The sequence below is a fragment of the Vibrio sp. R10-SF1-ISO8 genome (genome assembly GCF_059833805.1).
Window position 1 is genome coordinate 449,987 of the sequence record NZ_JCBDHL010000010.1, and the last position, 17,088, is coordinate 467,074.

At 45.1% G+C, this 17,088-nt stretch carries 20 protein-coding genes; 11 read left to right on the top strand and 9 right to left on the bottom strand.

The genetic code is table 11. The features are described 5' to 3' along the window. The first annotated feature begins 85 nt into the window (after positions 1–85). The 3 genes from AC6R00_RS07680 (at position 86) to AC6R00_RS07690 (ending at position 1,832) form a co-directional block, all read left to right on the top strand. Positions 86–643, top strand: a complete 558-nt coding sequence (locus AC6R00_RS07680; protein WP_367937418.1) for a sugar O-acetyltransferase — start codon at positions 86–88, stop codon at positions 641–643. Between the two features lie 20 nt (positions 644–663). After that, entirely contained in the window at positions 664–1,281 is a 618-nt protein-coding gene (locus tag AC6R00_RS07685) for an NUDIX hydrolase (protein WP_500639921.1), read from the top strand. A 131-nt stretch (positions 1,282–1,412) separates the two neighbouring features. Next, positions 1,413–1,832, top strand: coding sequence for a VOC family protein (locus AC6R00_RS07690; protein ID WP_367937416.1), 420 nt, complete (start codon positions 1,413–1,415; stop codon positions 1,830–1,832). A gap of 51 nt (positions 1,833–1,883) precedes the next feature. Here the strand turns inward: AC6R00_RS07690 and cysS are convergent, their stop codons facing one another. Next, positions 1,884–3,254 carry a cysteine--tRNA ligase gene (gene cysS, locus AC6R00_RS07695; protein WP_500639922.1) on the bottom strand — a complete coding sequence of 457 codons (1,371 nt, stop codon included), beginning with the start codon at positions 3,252–3,254 and terminating at the stop codon, positions 1,884–1,886. 289 nt (positions 3,255–3,543) lie between these two features. Here cysS and AC6R00_RS07700 point away from each other — a divergent pair, with 289 nt between their 5' ends. Next, positions 3,544–3,816, top strand: a complete 273-nt coding sequence (locus AC6R00_RS07700; RefSeq protein ID WP_500639923.1) for a DUF134 domain-containing protein — start codon at positions 3,544–3,546, stop codon at positions 3,814–3,816. Between the two features lie 7 nt (positions 3,817–3,823). On the opposite strand, the gene nqrM is transcribed toward AC6R00_RS07700, so the two are convergent. The 3 genes from nqrM to AC6R00_RS07715 form a co-directional block, all read right to left on the bottom strand. Further along, a complete protein-coding gene (nqrM, locus tag AC6R00_RS07705) occupies positions 3,824–4,018 on the bottom strand; it encodes a (Na+)-NQR maturation NqrM (RefSeq protein ID WP_500639924.1) in 195 nt (64 codons plus the stop codon). After that, the gene (locus AC6R00_RS07710) at positions 4,015–4,440 is read right to left on the bottom strand and encodes a NifB/NifX family molybdenum-iron cluster-binding protein (RefSeq protein ID WP_500639925.1); all 426 of its coding nucleotides are present in this window, start codon (positions 4,438–4,440) and stop codon (positions 4,015–4,017) included. The genes nqrM and AC6R00_RS07710 overlap by 4 nt, the downstream gene beginning before the upstream one ends. Before the next feature lie 194 nt (positions 4,441–4,634). Beyond that, positions 4,635–5,522 (bottom strand): LysR family transcriptional regulator, encoded by an 888-nt coding sequence (locus tag AC6R00_RS07715; protein WP_500639926.1) that lies wholly within the window; start codon positions 5,520–5,522, stop codon positions 4,635–4,637. Positions 5,523–5,677: 155 nt separating this feature from the next. On the opposite strand from AC6R00_RS07715, the gene AC6R00_RS07720 reads away from it, so the two are divergent. Together AC6R00_RS07720 and AC6R00_RS07725 are read left to right on the top strand one after the other, a co-directional pair. Then, positions 5,678–6,592: an SDR family NAD(P)-dependent oxidoreductase gene (locus tag AC6R00_RS07720; RefSeq protein WP_500639927.1), complete on the top strand. Its 915-nt coding sequence runs from the start codon at positions 5,678–5,680 to the stop codon at positions 6,590–6,592. Between the two features lie 29 nt (positions 6,593–6,621). Then, entirely contained in the window at positions 6,622–6,915 is a 294-nt protein-coding gene (locus tag AC6R00_RS07725) for a DUF1330 domain-containing protein (RefSeq protein ID WP_500639928.1), read from the top strand. A 65-nt stretch (positions 6,916–6,980) separates the two neighbouring features. On the opposite strand, the gene AC6R00_RS07730 is transcribed toward AC6R00_RS07725, so the two are convergent. Then, on the bottom strand, positions 6,981–7,475 hold the full coding sequence (locus tag AC6R00_RS07730) for a MarR family winged helix-turn-helix transcriptional regulator (RefSeq protein ID WP_500639929.1): 495 nt from the start codon (positions 7,473–7,475) through the stop codon (positions 6,981–6,983). 122 nt (positions 7,476–7,597) lie between these two features. On the opposite strand from AC6R00_RS07730, the gene AC6R00_RS07735 reads away from it, so the two are divergent. From AC6R00_RS07735 to AC6R00_RS07745, 3 genes are all read left to right on the top strand, one after another. After that, a complete protein-coding gene (locus AC6R00_RS07735) occupies positions 7,598–8,512 on the top strand; it encodes an EamA family transporter (RefSeq protein ID WP_500639930.1) in 915 nt (304 codons plus the stop codon). 1 nt (position 8,513) lies between these two features. Further along, a complete protein-coding gene (locus tag AC6R00_RS07740; RefSeq protein ID WP_500639931.1) occupies positions 8,514–9,107 on the top strand; it encodes an NADPH-dependent FMN reductase in 594 nt (197 codons plus the stop codon). A gap of 158 nt (positions 9,108–9,265) precedes the next feature. Then, on the top strand, positions 9,266–10,597 hold the full coding sequence (locus AC6R00_RS07745) for an MFS transporter (protein ID WP_500639932.1): 1,332 nt from the start codon (positions 9,266–9,268) through the stop codon (positions 10,595–10,597). A gap of 19 nt (positions 10,598–10,616) precedes the next feature. On the opposite strand, the gene AC6R00_RS07750 is transcribed toward AC6R00_RS07745, so the two are convergent. Both AC6R00_RS07750 and AC6R00_RS07755 read right to left on the bottom strand, forming a co-directional pair. After that, complete coding sequence (locus AC6R00_RS07750; protein WP_500639933.1) at positions 10,617–11,174, bottom strand: SOS response-associated peptidase; 558 nt, start codon at positions 11,172–11,174, stop codon at positions 10,617–10,619. A gap of 114 nt (positions 11,175–11,288) precedes the next feature. Then, the gene (locus tag AC6R00_RS07755) at positions 11,289–12,185 is read right to left on the bottom strand and encodes a DMT family transporter (RefSeq protein ID WP_500639934.1); all 897 of its coding nucleotides are present in this window, start codon (positions 12,183–12,185) and stop codon (positions 11,289–11,291) included. A gap of 119 nt (positions 12,186–12,304) precedes the next feature. Here AC6R00_RS07755 and AC6R00_RS07760 point away from each other — a divergent pair, with 119 nt between their 5' ends. Further along, positions 12,305–12,787 (top strand): MarR family winged helix-turn-helix transcriptional regulator, encoded by a 483-nt coding sequence (locus AC6R00_RS07760; protein ID WP_004747390.1) that lies wholly within the window; start codon positions 12,305–12,307, stop codon positions 12,785–12,787. Between the two features lie 82 nt (positions 12,788–12,869). Here the strand turns inward: AC6R00_RS07760 and AC6R00_RS07765 are convergent, their stop codons facing one another. Both AC6R00_RS07765 and aceB read right to left on the bottom strand, forming a co-directional pair. After that, on the bottom strand, positions 12,870–13,307 hold the full coding sequence (locus AC6R00_RS07765) for a GlcG/HbpS family heme-binding protein (protein WP_004747389.1): 438 nt from the start codon (positions 13,305–13,307) through the stop codon (positions 12,870–12,872). A gap of 56 nt (positions 13,308–13,363) precedes the next feature. Then, positions 13,364–14,992, bottom strand: coding sequence for a malate synthase A (aceB, locus tag AC6R00_RS07770; protein WP_500639935.1), 1,629 nt, complete (start codon positions 14,990–14,992; stop codon positions 13,364–13,366). 313 nt (positions 14,993–15,305) lie between these two features. On the opposite strand from aceB, the gene gcl reads away from it, so the two are divergent. Continuing rightward, a complete protein-coding gene (gene gcl / locus AC6R00_RS07775; RefSeq protein ID WP_004747386.1) occupies positions 15,306–17,081 on the top strand; it encodes a glyoxylate carboligase in 1,776 nt (591 codons plus the stop codon). The last annotated feature ends 7 nt before the right edge of the window (positions 17,082–17,088 follow it).

Consider the following 17,088-nt stretch of genomic DNA (forward strand, 5'->3'; position numbering starts at 1 on the left):
GTTAAGTTAGTGATTTAATCTTTTTATAAGCTGACATTGGTATGCGATATTTCGATGGTAATTTTAAGATTGACTGGTAAGTGATATGAGAAGCGAAAAAGAGAAAATGCTCGCTGGCGAGCCTTATGATGCGTGGGACAAAGAGCTATACAACGAACGAATTGAATGTCGTAAAGTTCTGCAAAAGCTCAACAATAGTATTCCAGATACTGAAGAGTGGCGCAGCGCGATTGATACTCTAATCCCTGATTCTAAAGACGCTTACCTAGAACCTCCATTTCGATGTGACTATGGTTCGAACATAAAACTCGGCAAAAACTTCTACGCTAATTTCAACTGCGTGGTGTTGGATGTGGCTGAAGTTCATATCGGTGATAACGTCCTCTTTGCCCCTAACGTACAAATCTACACAGCAGGTCACCCTCTCGATGTGAAAGGTCGTGTTGAAGAAGGCGTCGAGTTTGGTACACCGATTACTATTGGCGACAATGTTTGGCTTGGCGGTGGTGTGATCGTCTGCCCTGGCGTCACTATCGGTGAAAACAGCGTGGTTGGAGCGGGGAGTGTTGTGACCAAAGACATTCCAGCTAACGTTGTCGCAGCAGGTAACCCGTGTCGAGTGATTAAACCTATCGAACAGTAACAAGCAAAACGGAGTTTTCAATGCAACCTTGGCTGAATTGGGCAAAGCAGATTAAAGCGATCGCACAAGCGGGAGAAACCTACGGTCGTGATAAGTATGATTTAGAGCGTTACCAGCAACTTGACCACATTGCTCATCAGATGTTCGCATACTTAAGCGATGCGCCTGTTGCTGCGGTAGAGAAGCTGTTTATCCCAGAAAGCGGCTATCCGACACCTAAGATAGATTTGCGTGCCGGAGTCATCAAAGATGGCAAGATACTGTTGGTTCGAGAGCGTGAAGATGATTGCTGGACTTTGCCTGGCGGATGGGGCGATGTGTGCGAAACACCGAAGCAAGGTGTCGTTCGCGAAGTTCTCGAAGAGTCTGGCTTTGTGGTTGAGAACCCGCGGCTTATTGCAGTAAAAGACAGAGCCGCCCACAACTATCAGCCTGAGTATCCATTTCATATCTATAAGCTGTTTTTTCTATGTGATTTCGTGTCTGGCGAGCCAACGACCAATATCGAAATCTCAGATATTGATTTCTTCTTACCCGAACAATTGCCAGAACTTTCACAAGGGCGAGTACTGCCTGAAGATATCGCAATGATCTTTGATTACTTCCGCTGTCCTGATAAAGCGATTTACGTCGACTAGAGGAAGTGGTTTTACTTATATAAGTAACCAATAAACATTGTTTTGAATTAAATGAAAAAAGTTCTTTACCTCAACCTTGGTTGAGGTTTTAGCATGCTTCTTGTTGGCTAGGAATTGAAAAGGAGAAAGCAATGATTCAACTAGAGCATGTTAATTTAGTGGTTAAGGACATCCCTGAGATGTTGAAGTTCTATCAAGCGGCATTCCCACATTGGTCGGTGCGAGATGAAGGACAAGGAGAGTGGAGTGGTAAGCCGAGAAACTGGCTACATTTTGGTGATGAATACCAATATATTGCGCTGAGCGATCATGGTGAAGGAGACAATCGAGAACTGGCAGGGCATCAGGTAGGACTAGCCCACTTTGCTTATGTCACCAACAACATTGACGCGGTGATCGGCCGATTGGTTGAAGCAGGTTATCCTATCGCTAAGCCGGGCGCTGATGAACCTTACCGTAAAAATGTCTACTTCGTTGATCCTGCAGGATTTGAGATTGAGTTTGTTGAATACCTAACCGACGATCCAAAACTGCGTAATTTATCGAGTTAAAGCGCTAGAGCGCAGAAAGCAATTGAGCCTTTCTGCGCGTTAGTGACGTTATTACAGCGGAGTAAATTCGAACTTGTCGCCTTTATCGGCAACATGGTATCCAAGTGCTGTGATTTGTTCTCGGATCTTATCGGCATCCGCAAAGCGTTTTTGTTGCTTCAGTACCAGCCTCTCTTCGGCAAGCTTTATGACCTCGTCGGGTACTACAACCTCTTCAATATGGTCAATATTCAGGCCGAATATCTTATCGAAAAACAACACAGTAGCTTTTATATCTTGGCTAGGGTAGGCGCTGTCTAATACATCCCATAACAAAGCGAGAGCCTTTGGCATATTTAGATCTTGATTGATGAGCTGGATAAAACGCAGCTTATATTCCTCTATCAACTGCCCGTTATCTGCTAGCTTAGCCACCTTGTTTCTCAGTCGTTTTAGTGCTGTTTGCGCTCCTTGTAAACTCTCCCAAGTAAAGCTTAGATGACTTCTATAGTGACTCGTTAATGTAAGGTAACGATAGGCTAAGGGCTCAAATCCGCGCTCGAGTAATGCTTCTAGGCGCAAAGAAGTGCCAGATTTAGAAATTTTCTCTTTGTTAAGTTGTAGAAAAAAACCGTGAAGCCAATAGTTTGCTTGTATGCGTCCGTTTTTTGCTTGGCACTGCGCGATCTCGTTAGTGTGATGGATAGGAATATGATCCTCGCCGCCGACATGAATGTCGAATTGCTCTCCTAGGTATTTTTCCGCCATTGCGGAACACTCGATGTGCCAGCCAGGAAATCCAACACCCCAAGGGCTAGGCCATTCCATTTGCCTTGCCTGCTCGCCAGAAAGTTTCCACAATGCGAAGTCTGTCGCCAGTTTTTTATCAGCCATGTTGACCCTAATTCCGGCCTCTAAACCTGATGTATCCAAACGTGCGAGTCGACCATATTCAGTTAATTTACTGGTGTCAAAATAGACTCCATCACGGGTCTGGTAGGTGAAGTCTTTCTCTTCAAGTTCAGTGATGAAGTCTATTTGCTCTTGGATATGCTCTGTTGCTCGGCAGATGGTGGTTGGGGTCAAGATATTGAGCTGCTTTAAGTCCGTTAGGAAAGCTTGCTCAAAATATTTCGCTATTTCCCAGGCAGACTTATTTTGTTTTCTAGCACCTTTCTCCATTTTGTCTTCACCAGTGTCGGCATCTGAAGTTAGATGGCCAACGTCTGTGATGTTCATAACGTGATTTACTTGATACCCATTGAGTGACAACACGCGTCTTAAGGTATCGACAAAAAGGTAGGTACGTAAGTTACCCGCGTGAGCGTAGTCATATACGGTTGGACCACAAGCATAAAGGCCTACGGTATTGCTATCAATGGACTTAAATGGTCTTTGTTCACGAGCCATAGTGTCAAATAACGAAAGGGTCGCTGAGGTCATAGATTGTTCCTTCAAATACAAAAAGGCCGCGGATGAGAACATCAGCGGCCTGTGATTAGGTATAGATTTTTGCTAACTAATAGCTACACGAAAGCCGCCGTATATCGAAGTGATTACAGCAGCAACAAACTGGAGAGGTGTAGCTAAACAAATATGTCATGCTTTTACCCTAAAGAAGAGGTGTGATAAATGCAACCTTTGGATTCACATGGTTTCGAATTGGTTAGGTTGCTACAATTACAGGCTAAGCAACTTTGAAGCATCATTGAATTGGTGTTGGAACTTGATCATGGCCCGTCCTAAGAAACATCGTCACATTTGCACTCATGCAGCTCATGCTTTTTACAAACCCAATGGTGTGACTATGGATGAGTTGCAGATTGTTGAGCTGTTGCCGGATGAATTAGAAGCACTGAAACTTGCCGATCAAGAAGGATTGAATCAGATTGATGCCGCGGTGCAAATGCAGGTGTCGCGCCAAACGTTTGGAAACATCATTAAACGCGCTAGGCATAAGGTTGCTAGTAGCATCATCCAAGGTCATGCCCTAAAACTTCAATAGGCTTGAGCTACTCAGGCTCTTTGATTTGATAAAGCGTGCGCTTTGTCCCTTCACACGCATCTTTGCAGTTGCACTCCCTAGTGATGTTGAGTTTCGATAAACCACCGCAACTGCCTTGAATTGGTCGGCGAGAGAACACCACCCCGATCGCCATTAAGGCTATAAAGCTAACGAAAATAAGTACTGTAAGTAGTAACGTCATCGTCTAATCCTCCGGATTGAGCGCCAGTTTGGTTGCGACGGTGCCAATGTGAGAGTGGCGTCGTTTTTGCCACAAGCTTTTTTCTTTGGTGATATTCGACTGTAATCCAAACTCTCTACTGCAATCAGCTCGGCAAAATTGATGCTGTGCACATCTTGCTTCGCTTTTGTGGCTAACACTTTAACTTTAGATTGAAACAGCCCTTTGAGCATATTTTGGCCAATGTTTCTCACTACAACAATGTCTACTTTGTAACCAGCGATAACGTGTTGCCACTTTTTCTTAGCACTACAACAAGATTCATCCTCAGAGATAGAGAGGTACTGTGTTTGCTGCGTGATGGAATCAATGATGGCGATTTGCTGGCAGCGAGAGAAGTGATTACTTACCACGTTGTTAATACAAGGAATTGCGTAGATCATGCTGGCTTCAAAATTCGTTGAAATTTAGAGCACTATAACGACTTATTATTGGCATATGCCAATAATAAAGTTGGTTTCTTAGTTATCGCATTTCGACATAGATTGACTCTTTCACTATCCTTTGAGGGATAAGAAATAGAGATAAAAACGGCTTGTTTTCAATGACAGGCGAGAAATATGCTCCCTGCATCCGCCTACTCAACTGCAAATTCAAGATTGAGTTGGTCCCAAAGCTTTTGGGCGACGAGCCCGTGGTGGTGATTTCGGTTTCTAAACATGAATAGTTCACCAGATGCTTTTAGTGGGATGCCTTCAACGTGAATGGGAACCAATAACCCTTGCTTGAGTTCGTCATTTATCAAGTGTTCGGGAATGCTTCCCCACCCAAAACCTGCCTTAATCAACTCTTTCTTAGTCATGAAATCATGAACATTCCATGCTTCTCTATTTGGCAGCGTATGAAAAGAAGCCTTGGTTGAATGGGTAGCACTGTCTCGTGTGACAATTTGAGCGTATTCCGCAATTTCTTCCAGGGTAAATTTATAGCTGGTGCTAGGCGGGAAATAGTCTGGTGCAGCAACATTGATAAAATTAACTTTCGCTATCGGTAGTTTTTCATGCGCGATGTTTAATCCCAATGCAGGGCCAAATGCAAGGTCCGCTCTATTGTCGTCTATACGTTCTACGACACCGTGCAGTGACTCGGTATGGATTCGAAACTGGGTATTGGGAAATTGTGACGTGATTGATTTTATTTTTGTTAACAGTGGGGGAAGATCAACGGCAATACTCACCACAATTGTAAACTCAGGTTCAACCCCCTTGGTCAGTTGATGACCAATTTGGTCCAGCCGTTGGAAATGATTCATTGTTATCTTTGCGCTGTTATAAAACGCTTTTCCAGCCTCTGTAAGAGTAGGGCGATATTCATCGCGATTAAACATCTGAACACCATATCTTTCTTCTAGCGATTTGACGGAGGCGCTAACAGCAGCTTGTGTTTTAAAGATTGTTTTTGCTGCTTTCCTGAAGCTACCTTGCTCGGCGACGGCTAAAAACGCTTTGAGTTGCTCGTTGGTCATATCCGCTGATTCCAGTTAAAGATGATAGGTTTAAGTAATCATGTTGAGTTTTTATTTTGGTTATCTTTTTATCATGTCATTGCTTATCTTGGAACCATAAAGTATGGCTAGCCGAAAACATCGGCTTTTAAGAGTTATGAATAGGAAGACAAGCTATGTTGAAAAGAATATTAATTACCGGTGCGAATGCGGGAATTGGAAAGGAGTCGGCTCGACAGCTCGCCTTGGTTGAAGGCACAGAGAAGATATATCTCGGTTGTCGCAACCAAGAAAAAGCGGAGCAGGCAAAAGCCGAACTCACCCAAATAACCGGGAAGGACATCTTCGAAGTCTTGTTGATAGACGTTGCAGACAGTGAATCAGTGAAGTTAGCGATTAAACAGCTTTCACAACCGATAGATGCCCTGATCATGAATGCTGGGGGAGCTGGAGGCACACATTTTAACCAAAGAACCACTGATGGTGTTACACAGCAGTTTGCAGTCAACGTGTTTGGTCATGCAGTACTGCTTGAAAACCTACTCGCGACAGAAAAACTAACTCAAGTGGCACTGTATGCGGGTTCGGAATCAGCCAGAGGCGTTAAAGAAATGGGGATGGAGAGACCAAACCTAAAGACATCTTCGGTTGAAGAGTTTGTATCAATAGGGAATGGTTCCTTTTTTGCGTCAAACAAAGATTCACAAGCTTCTTATGGGACAACGAAGTATGTTGGGGCTCTTTGGATGGCAGCATTGGCTCGTACACATCCCAATATTCGATTTGTCACCATGAGCCCAGGTGGAACGAAAGGGACGCAGGTTCTAGAAAGTGAGCCCTTGGTTAAACGCTTTGTTTTCAAGCTAATGATGCAAGTTATGTCGATGTTTGGCAAAGTTCATAGTGTTGACGTTGCCGCTAAACGTTTCGTTACAGCATTACTCGACGACTCTCATAAAAGTGGTGTGTTTTACGGTAGTCGCATGGGCATTTCTGGTCCAATTGTTGACCAAGCCACCCTGTTTTCAGACCTAAGCAATTTTACTCATCAAGACAATGCGCGAGAAGCCATTACCCGTTTTATGCACTAACCAATTTCAACGATTAAGAGGTAATTACCATGCCAGCATATATGCTAACGTTTGTTCGAGTTCACGATCACGAGTCGCACCAAAAAGACTATTTACCCAATGCACACGCTATTTTGCAAAAGCATGGTGGTAAAGCTCTGGCGGTAACAGAAGAGATAGATGTAAGAGAAGGTGCTATGCCACAAGGCCGTGTCATTTTAGTCGAGTTCCCTTCTAAACAAGCGGCAGAAGCATTCTACAATGATCCAGATTATCAACCGCTTAAGAAGCTACGTTCGACGCTTTTAGATGCCGATATGGCAATTTTCGACAGCGGTTTTTAGAACTTTTAACCAAGCTAGTATACAGTGCCGTGTTTAGCTCATAACACAAGCATGAGCTAAATCGGCTAGTTATTGTCTGTTTCAGATAACAGTACTTTGCGGAGTAGATTGGCAAGTTGATCTTGTTCATCTGGGTTTAGAGCGCTAAGCATATTGTTCATATTGTCGACGTGATCGTTCAGGGCGTTATCGACAAGTTCAATGCCTTCATTGGTTAGAATCACCTTACAGCTGCGTCTGTCATGCTCACTAAAAACTCTCTCCACAAGTTCTTGCTTAACCAAATGTTCTATCCGAGTGCTCACTGCCCCAGAAGACAGCATAAGAGTTTTATATAACTCTGTTGGGGTAATGCCATGGGCATCGCTACGGCGCATTGTTGCTAAGATGTCGAACTCAATGCTGCTTAGTCCATGTTGCTTAAACACGCTGTCCATCTTCGACTTCCACAGATTGCTTGTGCGACGCAAGCGGCCAACAACTCCCATCGACGAGCAGTTTAAATCGGGTCTTGCTTGTTTCCATTGAGCCAAAATTAAATCGACACTATCTGATGGCATTTTTATCTCTCATCTAAATATCTTTTTAAAAAGATACTTGATCAAAAGTTAAGTTGCCATTACTTTATAAAAAGTATCTTTTGCAAAAGATACTTTTGTTGAGGTTATATGGAGAGACTCTAGTGAAGGATTTGCATCAGATTAAAACCATAGTGTTGACGGCATTCGCCCCTATCGTATGGGGAAGTACTTACATAGTGACGACAGAGTTATTGCCAGCGGAAAGCCCTTTGCTCGCTGCAACGATTAGAGCCCTACCGGCAGGTTTGTTGCTCGTATTGTTTGGTAAAACGCTACCCAGCTCGGCGTGGCTTGCTCGACTTGGGGGACTCGGATTTTTGAACATTGGGTTGTTCTTTTATTGCCTATTTTTTGCAGCGACCTACTTACCGGGTGGTATGGCCGCTATGGTGATGTCTATTCAACCTGTTGTCGTGATATTGCTGAGTTGGTGGTTACTCAGTGTAAAGGTGTCTGCAATACAGCTAATCGCCTCAGTAGTGGGCATCTTTGGAATCGCTTTACTGGTCCTAAATAGTACCGCGAAGTTAGATTTAGTCGGTCTCATTGTCGCGAATGTTGGAACATTAAGCATGGCGAGTGGGGTCGTTTTGACTAAAAAATGGGGCAGACCTACAGGCATGTCTGTGCTGAATTTTACGGGTTGGCAGCTCCTGTTTGGTGGATTAATGCTGCTCCCAGTTGCTATATGGTTTGAGGGGGTACCTCATCAACTAACGCTAATGAACGCTCTGGGTTACTTATACCTGAGTGTTTTCGGAGCCGTAGTTGGGTATTTTCTGTGGTTTAGAGGCATTGATCAGCTGCCTACAACGACGGTCTCATTTCTCGGTTTTTTAAGCAGTGTCTCTGCTTGTATCTTGGGTTATATCGTTCTCGACCAGCATTTGTCGGTATTTCAGTTGCTTGGAGCATTACTGGTTTTAGTCTCTATTGTACTTGCAAGCCATCACTCTTCAGGAAAATCGACTCTATCTAATCAAACTCCAACCGTTCGATCACTAGAAGGAAACTAATATGAATCTTACTATCGTATCTGGCAGCCAGCGTGACAATTCGCAGAGCTTAAACGTCGCTCGCTATTTAGAATCATTATCTGAAAAGCACTTTGAAACTATCAATATCTTGGATTTACATCAGCTTAATTTGCCGCTCTGGAATGAAGGTGTTTGGCAGCAATCCGAAGAGTGGCAGCAATGGCCCCCTATTGCAGAAATGTTAAGGCAATCTGATGCTGTGATTCTTATCTCGCCTGAGTGGCATGGAATGGCGACACCTGCAATTAAGAATTTCTTGTTGTTAACGACTGATGAAGAGCTAGCGCACAAGCCAGTATTGCTAGTGAGTGTTTCTGCCAGTGTGAATGGCGTCTATCCGATAAGTGAATTACGTATGACTGGCAGCAAAAACAACCATGCCTGTTTTTTGCCTGATCATCTGATGTTTCGCAATATCGAAACGCTGATGACCCAAGGTCACCAATTACAAGATGATGAGATGCACCAACGTAGTCAATATACCTTGTCATTGCTTGCCCACTATGCTCAAGCGCTTGCTCCTATTCATCGCGATATGGTGACTATCGGAAAACCATTCCGTTACGGAATGTAGCTGTTTTACAGTGTAAAAGCTCAAGTAGGAAGGTTGCCTAATAATGGAACCTGTTTATCGCTTGATGTGTTTGACTTGGTCAACTTAGTAAAGATTCTAGAGTCCTATTAAAAAAGGGTATATACATAGTTTATGTTATTCAATCTGCTGAGTATTTAATGACTCTCAAACAAATTCTTCAAATCCGCAATGTTCGCTGCTTCTTAATGTTCCGAAGCAGCTACTTTGCGCGCTTTTACTATCCAGTCTTCACTTTACTCTACTTAGACTATGGTTTGACCCTTTCTCAGTTTGCCATGCTCAATGTAGTTTGGGCGGCAACCATCGTTCTAGCAGAAGTACCATCGGGTGCATTTGCCGATACTCTAGGGCGTAAAAAGCTGGTGGTGCTGTCCTCAATTGTCATGTTTATAGAAATCGCCATGATCGCCTTTGTTCCGACTGGTAATCCCACCTTAGTGTTCATGGTATTTTTGGTAAATCGGGTCTTGAGCGGTTTGGCTATGGCATTAGCCAGTGGTGCCGATGAAGCACTGGCTTATGACACGCTTAAAGATCAGGGAAAAGAAGATCTTTGGCCGCGAGTGTTGCAGATTCAGTTACGTATTGCTTCAAGTGTCGGCATAGTTGTTACCTTGGTAGGCGCTGCAATGTACGACGTTAACTTTATGGCTCATGTTTATCATCTACTGGGATTCTCAGCGCCAGAAACGACTCAAGATATAATGCGCATTCCTGTTTATGCGACCTTATTTGTTGCTCTTATCGCCATGTACGCTGCATTTAGCATGAGGGAAGAGAAGAAGACGTTGCCAAGTGACAGCGGTAAGTTGGCAACGACAATGGCGAGTCTTAAGCTCACTATGAATACGGGTAAGTGGGTGCTCTCCACACCCTATGTTCTGTTTATTCTGCTTTATTACAGCCTGTTCGAGCACACTTCACGTATGTTTTTAACCATGAACAGCCAGTACTATCGAGCGATCGATATTCCCATCATCTACTTTGGGGTGATTGGCGCTGGGATAAGTTTGCTGCAAATAGTATTAGCGGGGCAAAGCCGAAAGTTGGCGGAGAGCATCGCTCCGAGAAGGTTTATTGCCATTATGGGCATCGCGACGATGGCGACCTATTACTGGATTAGCTTAGGCTGGTCTATTTACGGGGTGATTCCGGCGTTGCTATTAATCTTCATCATAATGACGATGAATATTTTCATTAGCTACCACCTTAATAAAAACACCGAATCACACAACCGAGCCACAGTACTGAGCTTTAAAGGGCTGATGTTTAATCTTGGCTATGGGATGATTGGTATTTTGTATGCTTACTACTACAAATTACTGTCGAAAAACTATAGCGAAGAGCAGATAGAGCAACATATTGACTTCATTGCCTCTCTTTCTTCATTCTTCTACTACTTTACGTTTTTGTTTGTTGCTATCAGTCTGTTTTTCTACGTGAAAGACAAGCAAAAGCCGATTTTCTAAGTCCTGCTAACCTGTTGGGCTAGCTTATTCTTAATGTTTGATTGTATTCAACATTCAATAAAGAGTGAGCTTGCTCTACGGTTCCTGTAACCCAGTTAGGAACATGGTTTGCGTCAATCAGTAGCGGCATGCGGTGATGATATTGAGCGCATTGCGGATTGGGTTTCGTGGTGAGTGTGACCACTTTTGAGTTGTTTTCGAGTGCGATAGCTGCCATGTACAGAGCTCCTTTGTTTGGCTGCTCAAATAGGTATTTCACCTTTCGTCCATGTTCCTCACGCCACTCATACCAACCACTGCATGGGACAATCACTCGACTGAACTGAAACGAACTGGCAAAGGTGGGCTTCTGCGTCACAGTTTCTGCTTGGGCGTTAATGATAACTCGCTTTGCCCAGTCAGGCTTAATGCCCCATGCGAGGTTGCGCTGCTGTAGTTTGCTACCATCACTGGCTAAACAAGCCACCTGTTCTGTCGGACGTAAATCATTGTTGCTATGAGTATTAAAATTTAAGCCAAGCTGTTCACAGACGATATTACACAAGGGATCGTCGATGACATTGAGTCTTCCGCACATTGCTTCCACCTTTCTAAAATGAGCTTAGTCAGTATAGCAATCACGCAGGAGCCGTTTTAAAAAGTAAAAAGCCGCGCTGAGTGGCGCGGCTATTTGAGCGATAATTTGTGCCTTTTAGCTTTGGCACTCAGCGGGCGCTGGTCTGTTTTGCCTTATGGCGAGTATCGCTTGAGGTAACAAAGACATCACAATCATGCCGATCATCAAGCTGTACTGGAATGGGGTGAAGGATTCACCGAGCAAGACGAGTCCAGACACGATCCCCGCGATCGGATTGGCAATACCCCCAAAGGTAAAGTCGACCACAGACATACGTTGCAATAGCCACACATACATGCCGTATCCTAGCGCCGTGTTAAGCCCGACAACCCATAACAAACCAGACAGATTGGTCATTGAGAAGTTGTTGAAAATCGCAGCGTATTTCGCCGGTTCCATTGCCCCTTGAACACCTGCGGCGATAGACAGGATCACGCCACCGAGGATGAGCTGCCAGGTTAAGACTGTCCACCAGTGCATACGATTGCCGAGTGATTTAGTGATCGAGCTGCCAACCACAATACACATGATCGCCGCGAGCATAGCCCCCAAACCAATCGGATTTAGGCTAATTGAACCTGGGTCAAACAGCATCCAAGCGAGTGCGATCAGGGTGGCACCACATACCGACTGAATCAAGCCTGGGCGATGTTTGTTGATCAGCCAGTTGTAGAGCATCGCAAATACAGGCACTGAGATCATGCCGACGCCAGAAATGGCAGAAGGCAACGTCAGCGCCATGACAAAGATTAGCCCGAAGAAGGTCGCAATATTGATCAATCCTAAGCTAAACAAAATCTGCCAGTCGCCTTTTTTCGGCAGGCTTGGCTTAAATGCCAACAACAGAAGTCCGGCTGGTAGTGCACGGATCGCACCCAGTAATAGGGGAGGCCAGTCCGCAAGTGTGTATTGCGTGACGGCATAAGTGGTTCCCCAAAAGAACGCCGGAATCATGGCAAGTAATATATTCATAATAACTATCTTTACGTTAAGATACTTTTGTGAGGAATGTACGCCTAAAAGCGCTGTTTGTAAAGTATCTTTATGTTAAGATATTCAAAACGGCATTTTGTTACTGGAGACAAATATTCATGGACGCTATTGATAGAGTAGTAGACCAGTGGGCTAAGGAAAAGCCAGAGCTAGAAACTGAACCTATGGCGATAATGGGTCGATTGATGCGCATTGCCAAGTATATGGAGACAGAAGTGGCTCAGCTACATAAGCGCTATGACTTGAAACTTGGGGAGTTCGACGTGTTGGCGACTTTGCGTCGTAGTGGTAAACCTTTTCGCTTAACCCCTTCAGAGCTGATTGATTCTATGATGCTGACATCTGGCGCGATGACGAACCGATTAGATAAGCTTGAGTCTAAAGGTTTGATCAGCCGCGAGCACAGCAAAGAAGACCGTCGTAGTGTGACGGTTGAGCTAAGCCAAGATGGTTTTGTGCTGATCGACAAAATTATTGAAGAGCACGCCGCAGTACAGGAAAAGTTGGTTAAAGGTATTAATGCTAATCAGAAAAAACAGATGAACACTATTTTGAAAGGCTGGCTTACTCAATACGAGTAATCTCTTCGAAAATACGAAATAGAAAAACGCCCTCATTTGCGTGTGCAACTGAGGGCGTTTTGTTTAGCTTTGTTAGTCAGTGCTAAGAGACGGCGTCATCACAATAAAGCTGGGCGTGGTCAATTCCCCCGAGTGCGCAGCTTTCATCGATATCAGATAAATCACCACTGACCCCGACCGCGCCAAGAATGTTTTTTTCGGCATCGCGAATGAGCAATCCTCCTGGAACGGGAACCATATTACCGTGTGCGAGAACATTAACAGCGGAGATAAATGCAGGTCGATTGTCGGCATCTTGAGCGAGCTTTCGCGAAGAACACCCGAGCGCTAGTGCGCCCCAAGCTTTAGCAATCGCGATATCTGGTCGCATCATACTAGAACCATCTTGGCGTTGTAGAGAGATGAGTTTCCCTCCACTGTCGAGAACGGCGACCGTGAGCGGTGCGCTTTTGCTCTTGGAACCTGCCTGAAAGGTACCGTCAATGACGGAGAGTGCTTGATCTAGAGTTAAACTTCCCATGTTATCTCCTGTTAATGTTCTACCGCCCTAGCTCGAATAGACGAACTAGGTTGGTATTACGCAGCCCCGTTAAGAAGCTGATAGCTTGGTAAGGTCAGGAAGGTGGCGAACTCTTTCGCTGTTGACAGCTCGAAGAAAAGGTCAGCGGTTTGTTCAAAGCGGCCAGCTGCGAATCGAGCATCGCCCACTTCCTGTTTGATAGTGTTGAGCTCTTGATACAGCCATTGGTGGAAAAGCTCTTTAGTAAAGGTTTGCCCATCATCAAGTTCGACTGAGTGATGAATCCATTGCCAGATATTAGCGCGCGAGATCTCTGCCGTTGCGGCATCTTCCATTAAGCCATAGATCGGCACACAACCATGGCCTTGAATCCAAGCTTCGATGTAATAAAGCGCAATACGGATATTCTTGCGAACACCTGCTTCATCGCGTGTCCCTTCACACGGTTTTAGCAGCAGATCTGCGCCAATTTCATGTGTTGGGCTGACAAAATCGAGTTGGTTTGGCTTTCCGCCAAGATTCTTATCGAATACAGACATTGCCAAATCGACGAGCGCTGGATGTGCAACCCAAGTTCCGTCGTGGCCATTGCGAGATTCACGTTCTTTATCCTCGATCACTTTGGCGGTCACTCGCTCCATCTCTGCAGGATCTTTGGCTGGGATGAAAGCTGACATACCGCCCATTGCCAAGGCGCCACGCTGATGGCAAGTACGTACTAACAGTTGGCTGTAGGCATTAAGGAATTCTTTATCCATCCCAACCACGTGTCGGTCTGGAAGAATGCGGTCGGTGTGGTTTTTGAGGGTCTTGATGTAACTGAAGATGTAATCCCAGCGGCCGCAGTTCATTGCGACGATATGGTCACGCATGGCGTAAAGCATTTCGTCCATTTGGAATACGGCAGGTAGCGTTTCAATCAGAACGGTCGCACGAATCGTGCCTCGCTCGACACCAAAGTAATCTTCAGTGAAAGAGAAAACGTCATCCCACCATTGTGATTCTTCCATGCTTTCTAGCTTAGGAATGTAGTAGTAAACCCCAAGTCCTTGCTCTGCTCGTGATAGATAGTTGTGGTAGAAGTAGAGCGCGAAATCCATCAAGCAACCAGGAATGGGTTTATCGTCAAATTGGATCGATTGCTCCGGCAGGTGCAGGCCTCGCGGACGGGCAATCAGTAGGGCTGGGTTATCACTTAGCTGATAATGTTTGTTTTTTGCTTCATCGTGATAACTGATCGTGCGGGCATTGGCATCGCGCAAGTTGATCTGCCCTTGAACCATGTTCTCCCAAGTAGGGGAAGAGGCGTCTTCAAAACAACACATAAAGACCTTAGCACCTGAATTCAGTGCGTTGATCACCATTTTGCGATCAATCGGGCCGGTTATTTCTACTCGACGGTCTAACAGTTCAGGTGGCGGAGTGGCGACTTTCCAGCTCTTGTTGTCACGAATAGATTGTGTATCCGCTCGGAAATTCGGTAGTTCACCAGCATCAAAGCGCTTTTGTTGCTCTTCGCGAGCAGCGAGTAGCGCATCTCGACGTGGAGCAAACTTCTTAACTAGCTTGGTTAAGAATGAGAGCGCTTCTTTGTTAAGGATGGTTTGGTATTCAGGGGTGTCCATGTTACCGACTACGCGCAGACAGGCGGTTTCTTCTCTTTCTGCTACATCGTTCAGACTCATTGTTCGTCTCCTTTAAACAATATCGAATGATTTTGTGTACAAAAATCATGTTGCACGAATACTTATATTTCAATTCATGTAAACAATCAAAGGGTATTTAACATTTATTTTTCATTTGCTCTGTTGGGAAAATATTTTTATGTAAAGATATTTTATATAAAGCAATGATTTCTAGGGTTTTCGGGGTTAGTGTTCGCTTCGAGTAATGGCTCTATGTTGAAAAAATGTTGCATTTGGGGGTTGCCAAATTCTGAATATGATTCATAGTACACAAAGTATCTTTGAATTGTATACAATCGAAATGGAGGTTCGCATGGCAAAGATGAAGGCAATTGAGGCGGCGGTAGAAGTACTTAAGAAGGAAGGTGTAGACATTGCCTTCGGTGTTCCTGGCGCAGCGATTAACCCAATGTACGCGGCAATGAAAAAGCTCGGTGGTATTGATCACGTACTTGCTCGCCATGTGGAAGGTGCTTCGCATATGGCAGAAGGTTACACGCGTACCAATCAAGGTAACATCGGCGTGTGTATCGGCACATCGGGTCCAGCAGGCACAGATATGATCACCGGATTGTATTCTGCATCAGCGGACTCAATTCCAATCCTTTGTATTACAGGGCAAGCGCCACGAGCTCGCCTGCATAAAGAAGATTTCCAAGCAGTAGATATCGAATCTATTGCTAAACCCGTCACTAAGTGGGCGACAACCGTACTAGAGCCAGCACAGGTGCCACGTGCATTCCAGCAGGCGTTTCACCTAATGCGCTCAGGCAGACCAGGCCCGGTACTGATTGACTTACCGTTAGATGTTCAGCTGACGGAAATCGAGTTTGATATTGATACTTATGAACCGTTAGAGGCATACCAGCCAAAAGCAACACGTGCTCAGGTAGAAAAAGCCATCGAAATGATGTGTGAGTCTGCTAACCCAGTGATCGTTTCTGGTGGTGGTGTTATTAATGCGGGAGCTGAAGCGTTACTGCAACAGTTCGCTGAAATTACAGGTGTTCCTGTGATTCCAACTCTGATGGGGTGGGGTTCCATCGCGGACGACCATGAATTGATGGCAGGTATGGTTGGTCTGCAAACGGCGCATCGTTACGGCAACGCAACCTTGCTTGAATCCGACTTTGTCTTTGGTATCGGTAACCGATTTGCTAACCGCCACACGGGGTCTTTGGATGTGTATACCAAAGGGCGTAAGTTCGTTCACGTTGATATAGAGCCGACTCAAATTGGGCGTGTGTTCTGTCCGGATCTTGGTATTGTTTCTGATGCCAAAGCAGCACTTGAACTGCTGGTGGAAGTGGCGCGTGAATGGCGTGACGCAGGTAAATTACCAAACCGCAGCGCGTGGGTTGGCGAATGTCAGCAGCGTAAAGCGACGATGTTACGTAAAACTCACTATACCGACGCTCCGATTAAACCAATGCGCGTTTATGAAGAGATGAACAAAGCGTTTGGTCGCGATACTTGTTATGTCAGCACGATTGGTCTCTCTCAAATTGCGGCAGCGCAGTTCCTACACGTTTATAAGCCACGTCATTGGATTAACTGTGGTCAAGCTGGCCCGCTAGGTTGGACGACACCTGCCGCACTTGGCGTACGTGCCGCGGATCCTAATCGCGATATCGTGGCTATCTCTGGTGACTACGACTTCCAATTCATGATTGAAGAGCTGGCCGTTGGCGCGCAGTTTAACCTGCCGTATATCCATGTTTTGGTAAACAACTCTTACCTTGGTCTGATTCGGCAAGCGCAGCGTCAGTTCGACATTGATTATTGTGTTCAGTTGGCGTTTGAGAACCAGAATGCTCCAGAGCTCAACGGCTACGGTGTAGACCATGTGACGGTTGTTGAAGGCTTAGGTTGTAAAGCGATTCGAGTGACTGACCCAGAGCAGATGCAAGAGGCGTTTGCTCAAGCGAAAGAGTTAATGAACAAGCACAAGGTGCCTGTTGTGGTTGAAGTGATTCTAGAGCGCGTAACCAACATTGCGATGGGCGTCGAGATTGACTCAATCAATGAGTTCGAAGCCTTGGCAGAAAGCGCTGACGACGCACCAACGGCGTTAATCAATAACAGCTAACAGAATA

Coding starts and splice junctions, on each gene's coding strand:
- AC6R00_RS07710 (WP_500639925.1), bottom strand. CDS start 4,440: ATGATCTACGCAATTCCTTGTATTAACAACGTGGTAAGTAATCACTTC.
- AC6R00_RS07725 (WP_500639928.1), top strand. CDS start 6,622: ATGCCAGCATATATGCTAACGTTTGTTCGAGTTCACGATCACGAGTCG.
- AC6R00_RS07740 (WP_500639931.1), top strand. CDS start 8,514: ATGAATCTTACTATCGTATCTGGCAGCCAGCGTGACAATTCGCAGAGC.
- AC6R00_RS07765 (WP_004747389.1), bottom strand. CDS start 13,307: ATGGGAAGTTTAACTCTAGATCAAGCACTCTCCGTCATTGACGGTACC.
- AC6R00_RS07690 (WP_367937416.1), top strand. CDS start 1,413: ATGATTCAACTAGAGCATGTTAATTTAGTGGTTAAGGACATCCCTGAG.
- gcl (WP_004747386.1), top strand. CDS start 15,306: ATGGCAAAGATGAAGGCAATTGAGGCGGCGGTAGAAGTACTTAAGAAG.
- nqrM (WP_500639924.1), bottom strand. CDS start 4,018: ATGACGTTACTACTTACAGTACTTATTTTCGTTAGCTTTATAGCCTTA.
- cysS (WP_500639922.1), bottom strand. CDS start 3,254: ATGACCTCAGCGACCCTTTCGTTATTTGACACTATGGCTCGTGAACAA.
- AC6R00_RS07730 (WP_500639929.1), bottom strand. CDS start 7,475: ATGCCATCAGATAGTGTCGATTTAATTTTGGCTCAATGGAAACAAGCA.
- AC6R00_RS07720 (WP_500639927.1), top strand. CDS start 5,678: ATGTTGAAAAGAATATTAATTACCGGTGCGAATGCGGGAATTGGAAAG.
- AC6R00_RS07700 (WP_500639923.1), top strand. CDS start 3,544: ATGGCCCGTCCTAAGAAACATCGTCACATTTGCACTCATGCAGCTCAT.
- AC6R00_RS07755 (WP_500639934.1), bottom strand. CDS start 12,185: ATGAATATATTACTTGCCATGATTCCGGCGTTCTTTTGGGGAACCACT.
- AC6R00_RS07680 (WP_367937418.1), top strand. CDS start 86: ATGAGAAGCGAAAAAGAGAAAATGCTCGCTGGCGAGCCTTATGATGCG.
- AC6R00_RS07750 (WP_500639933.1), bottom strand. CDS start 11,174: ATGTGCGGAAGACTCAATGTCATCGACGATCCCTTGTGTAATATCGTC.
- AC6R00_RS07745 (WP_500639932.1), top strand. CDS start 9,266: ATGACTCTCAAACAAATTCTTCAAATCCGCAATGTTCGCTGCTTCTTA.
- AC6R00_RS07760 (WP_004747390.1), top strand. CDS start 12,305: ATGGACGCTATTGATAGAGTAGTAGACCAGTGGGCTAAGGAAAAGCCA.
- AC6R00_RS07715 (WP_500639926.1), bottom strand. CDS start 5,522: ATGACCAACGAGCAACTCAAAGCGTTTTTAGCCGTCGCCGAGCAAGGT.
- AC6R00_RS07685 (WP_500639921.1), top strand. CDS start 664: ATGCAACCTTGGCTGAATTGGGCAAAGCAGATTAAAGCGATCGCACAA.
- aceB (WP_500639935.1), bottom strand. CDS start 14,992: ATGAGTCTGAACGATGTAGCAGAAAGAGAAGAAACCGCCTGTCTGCGC.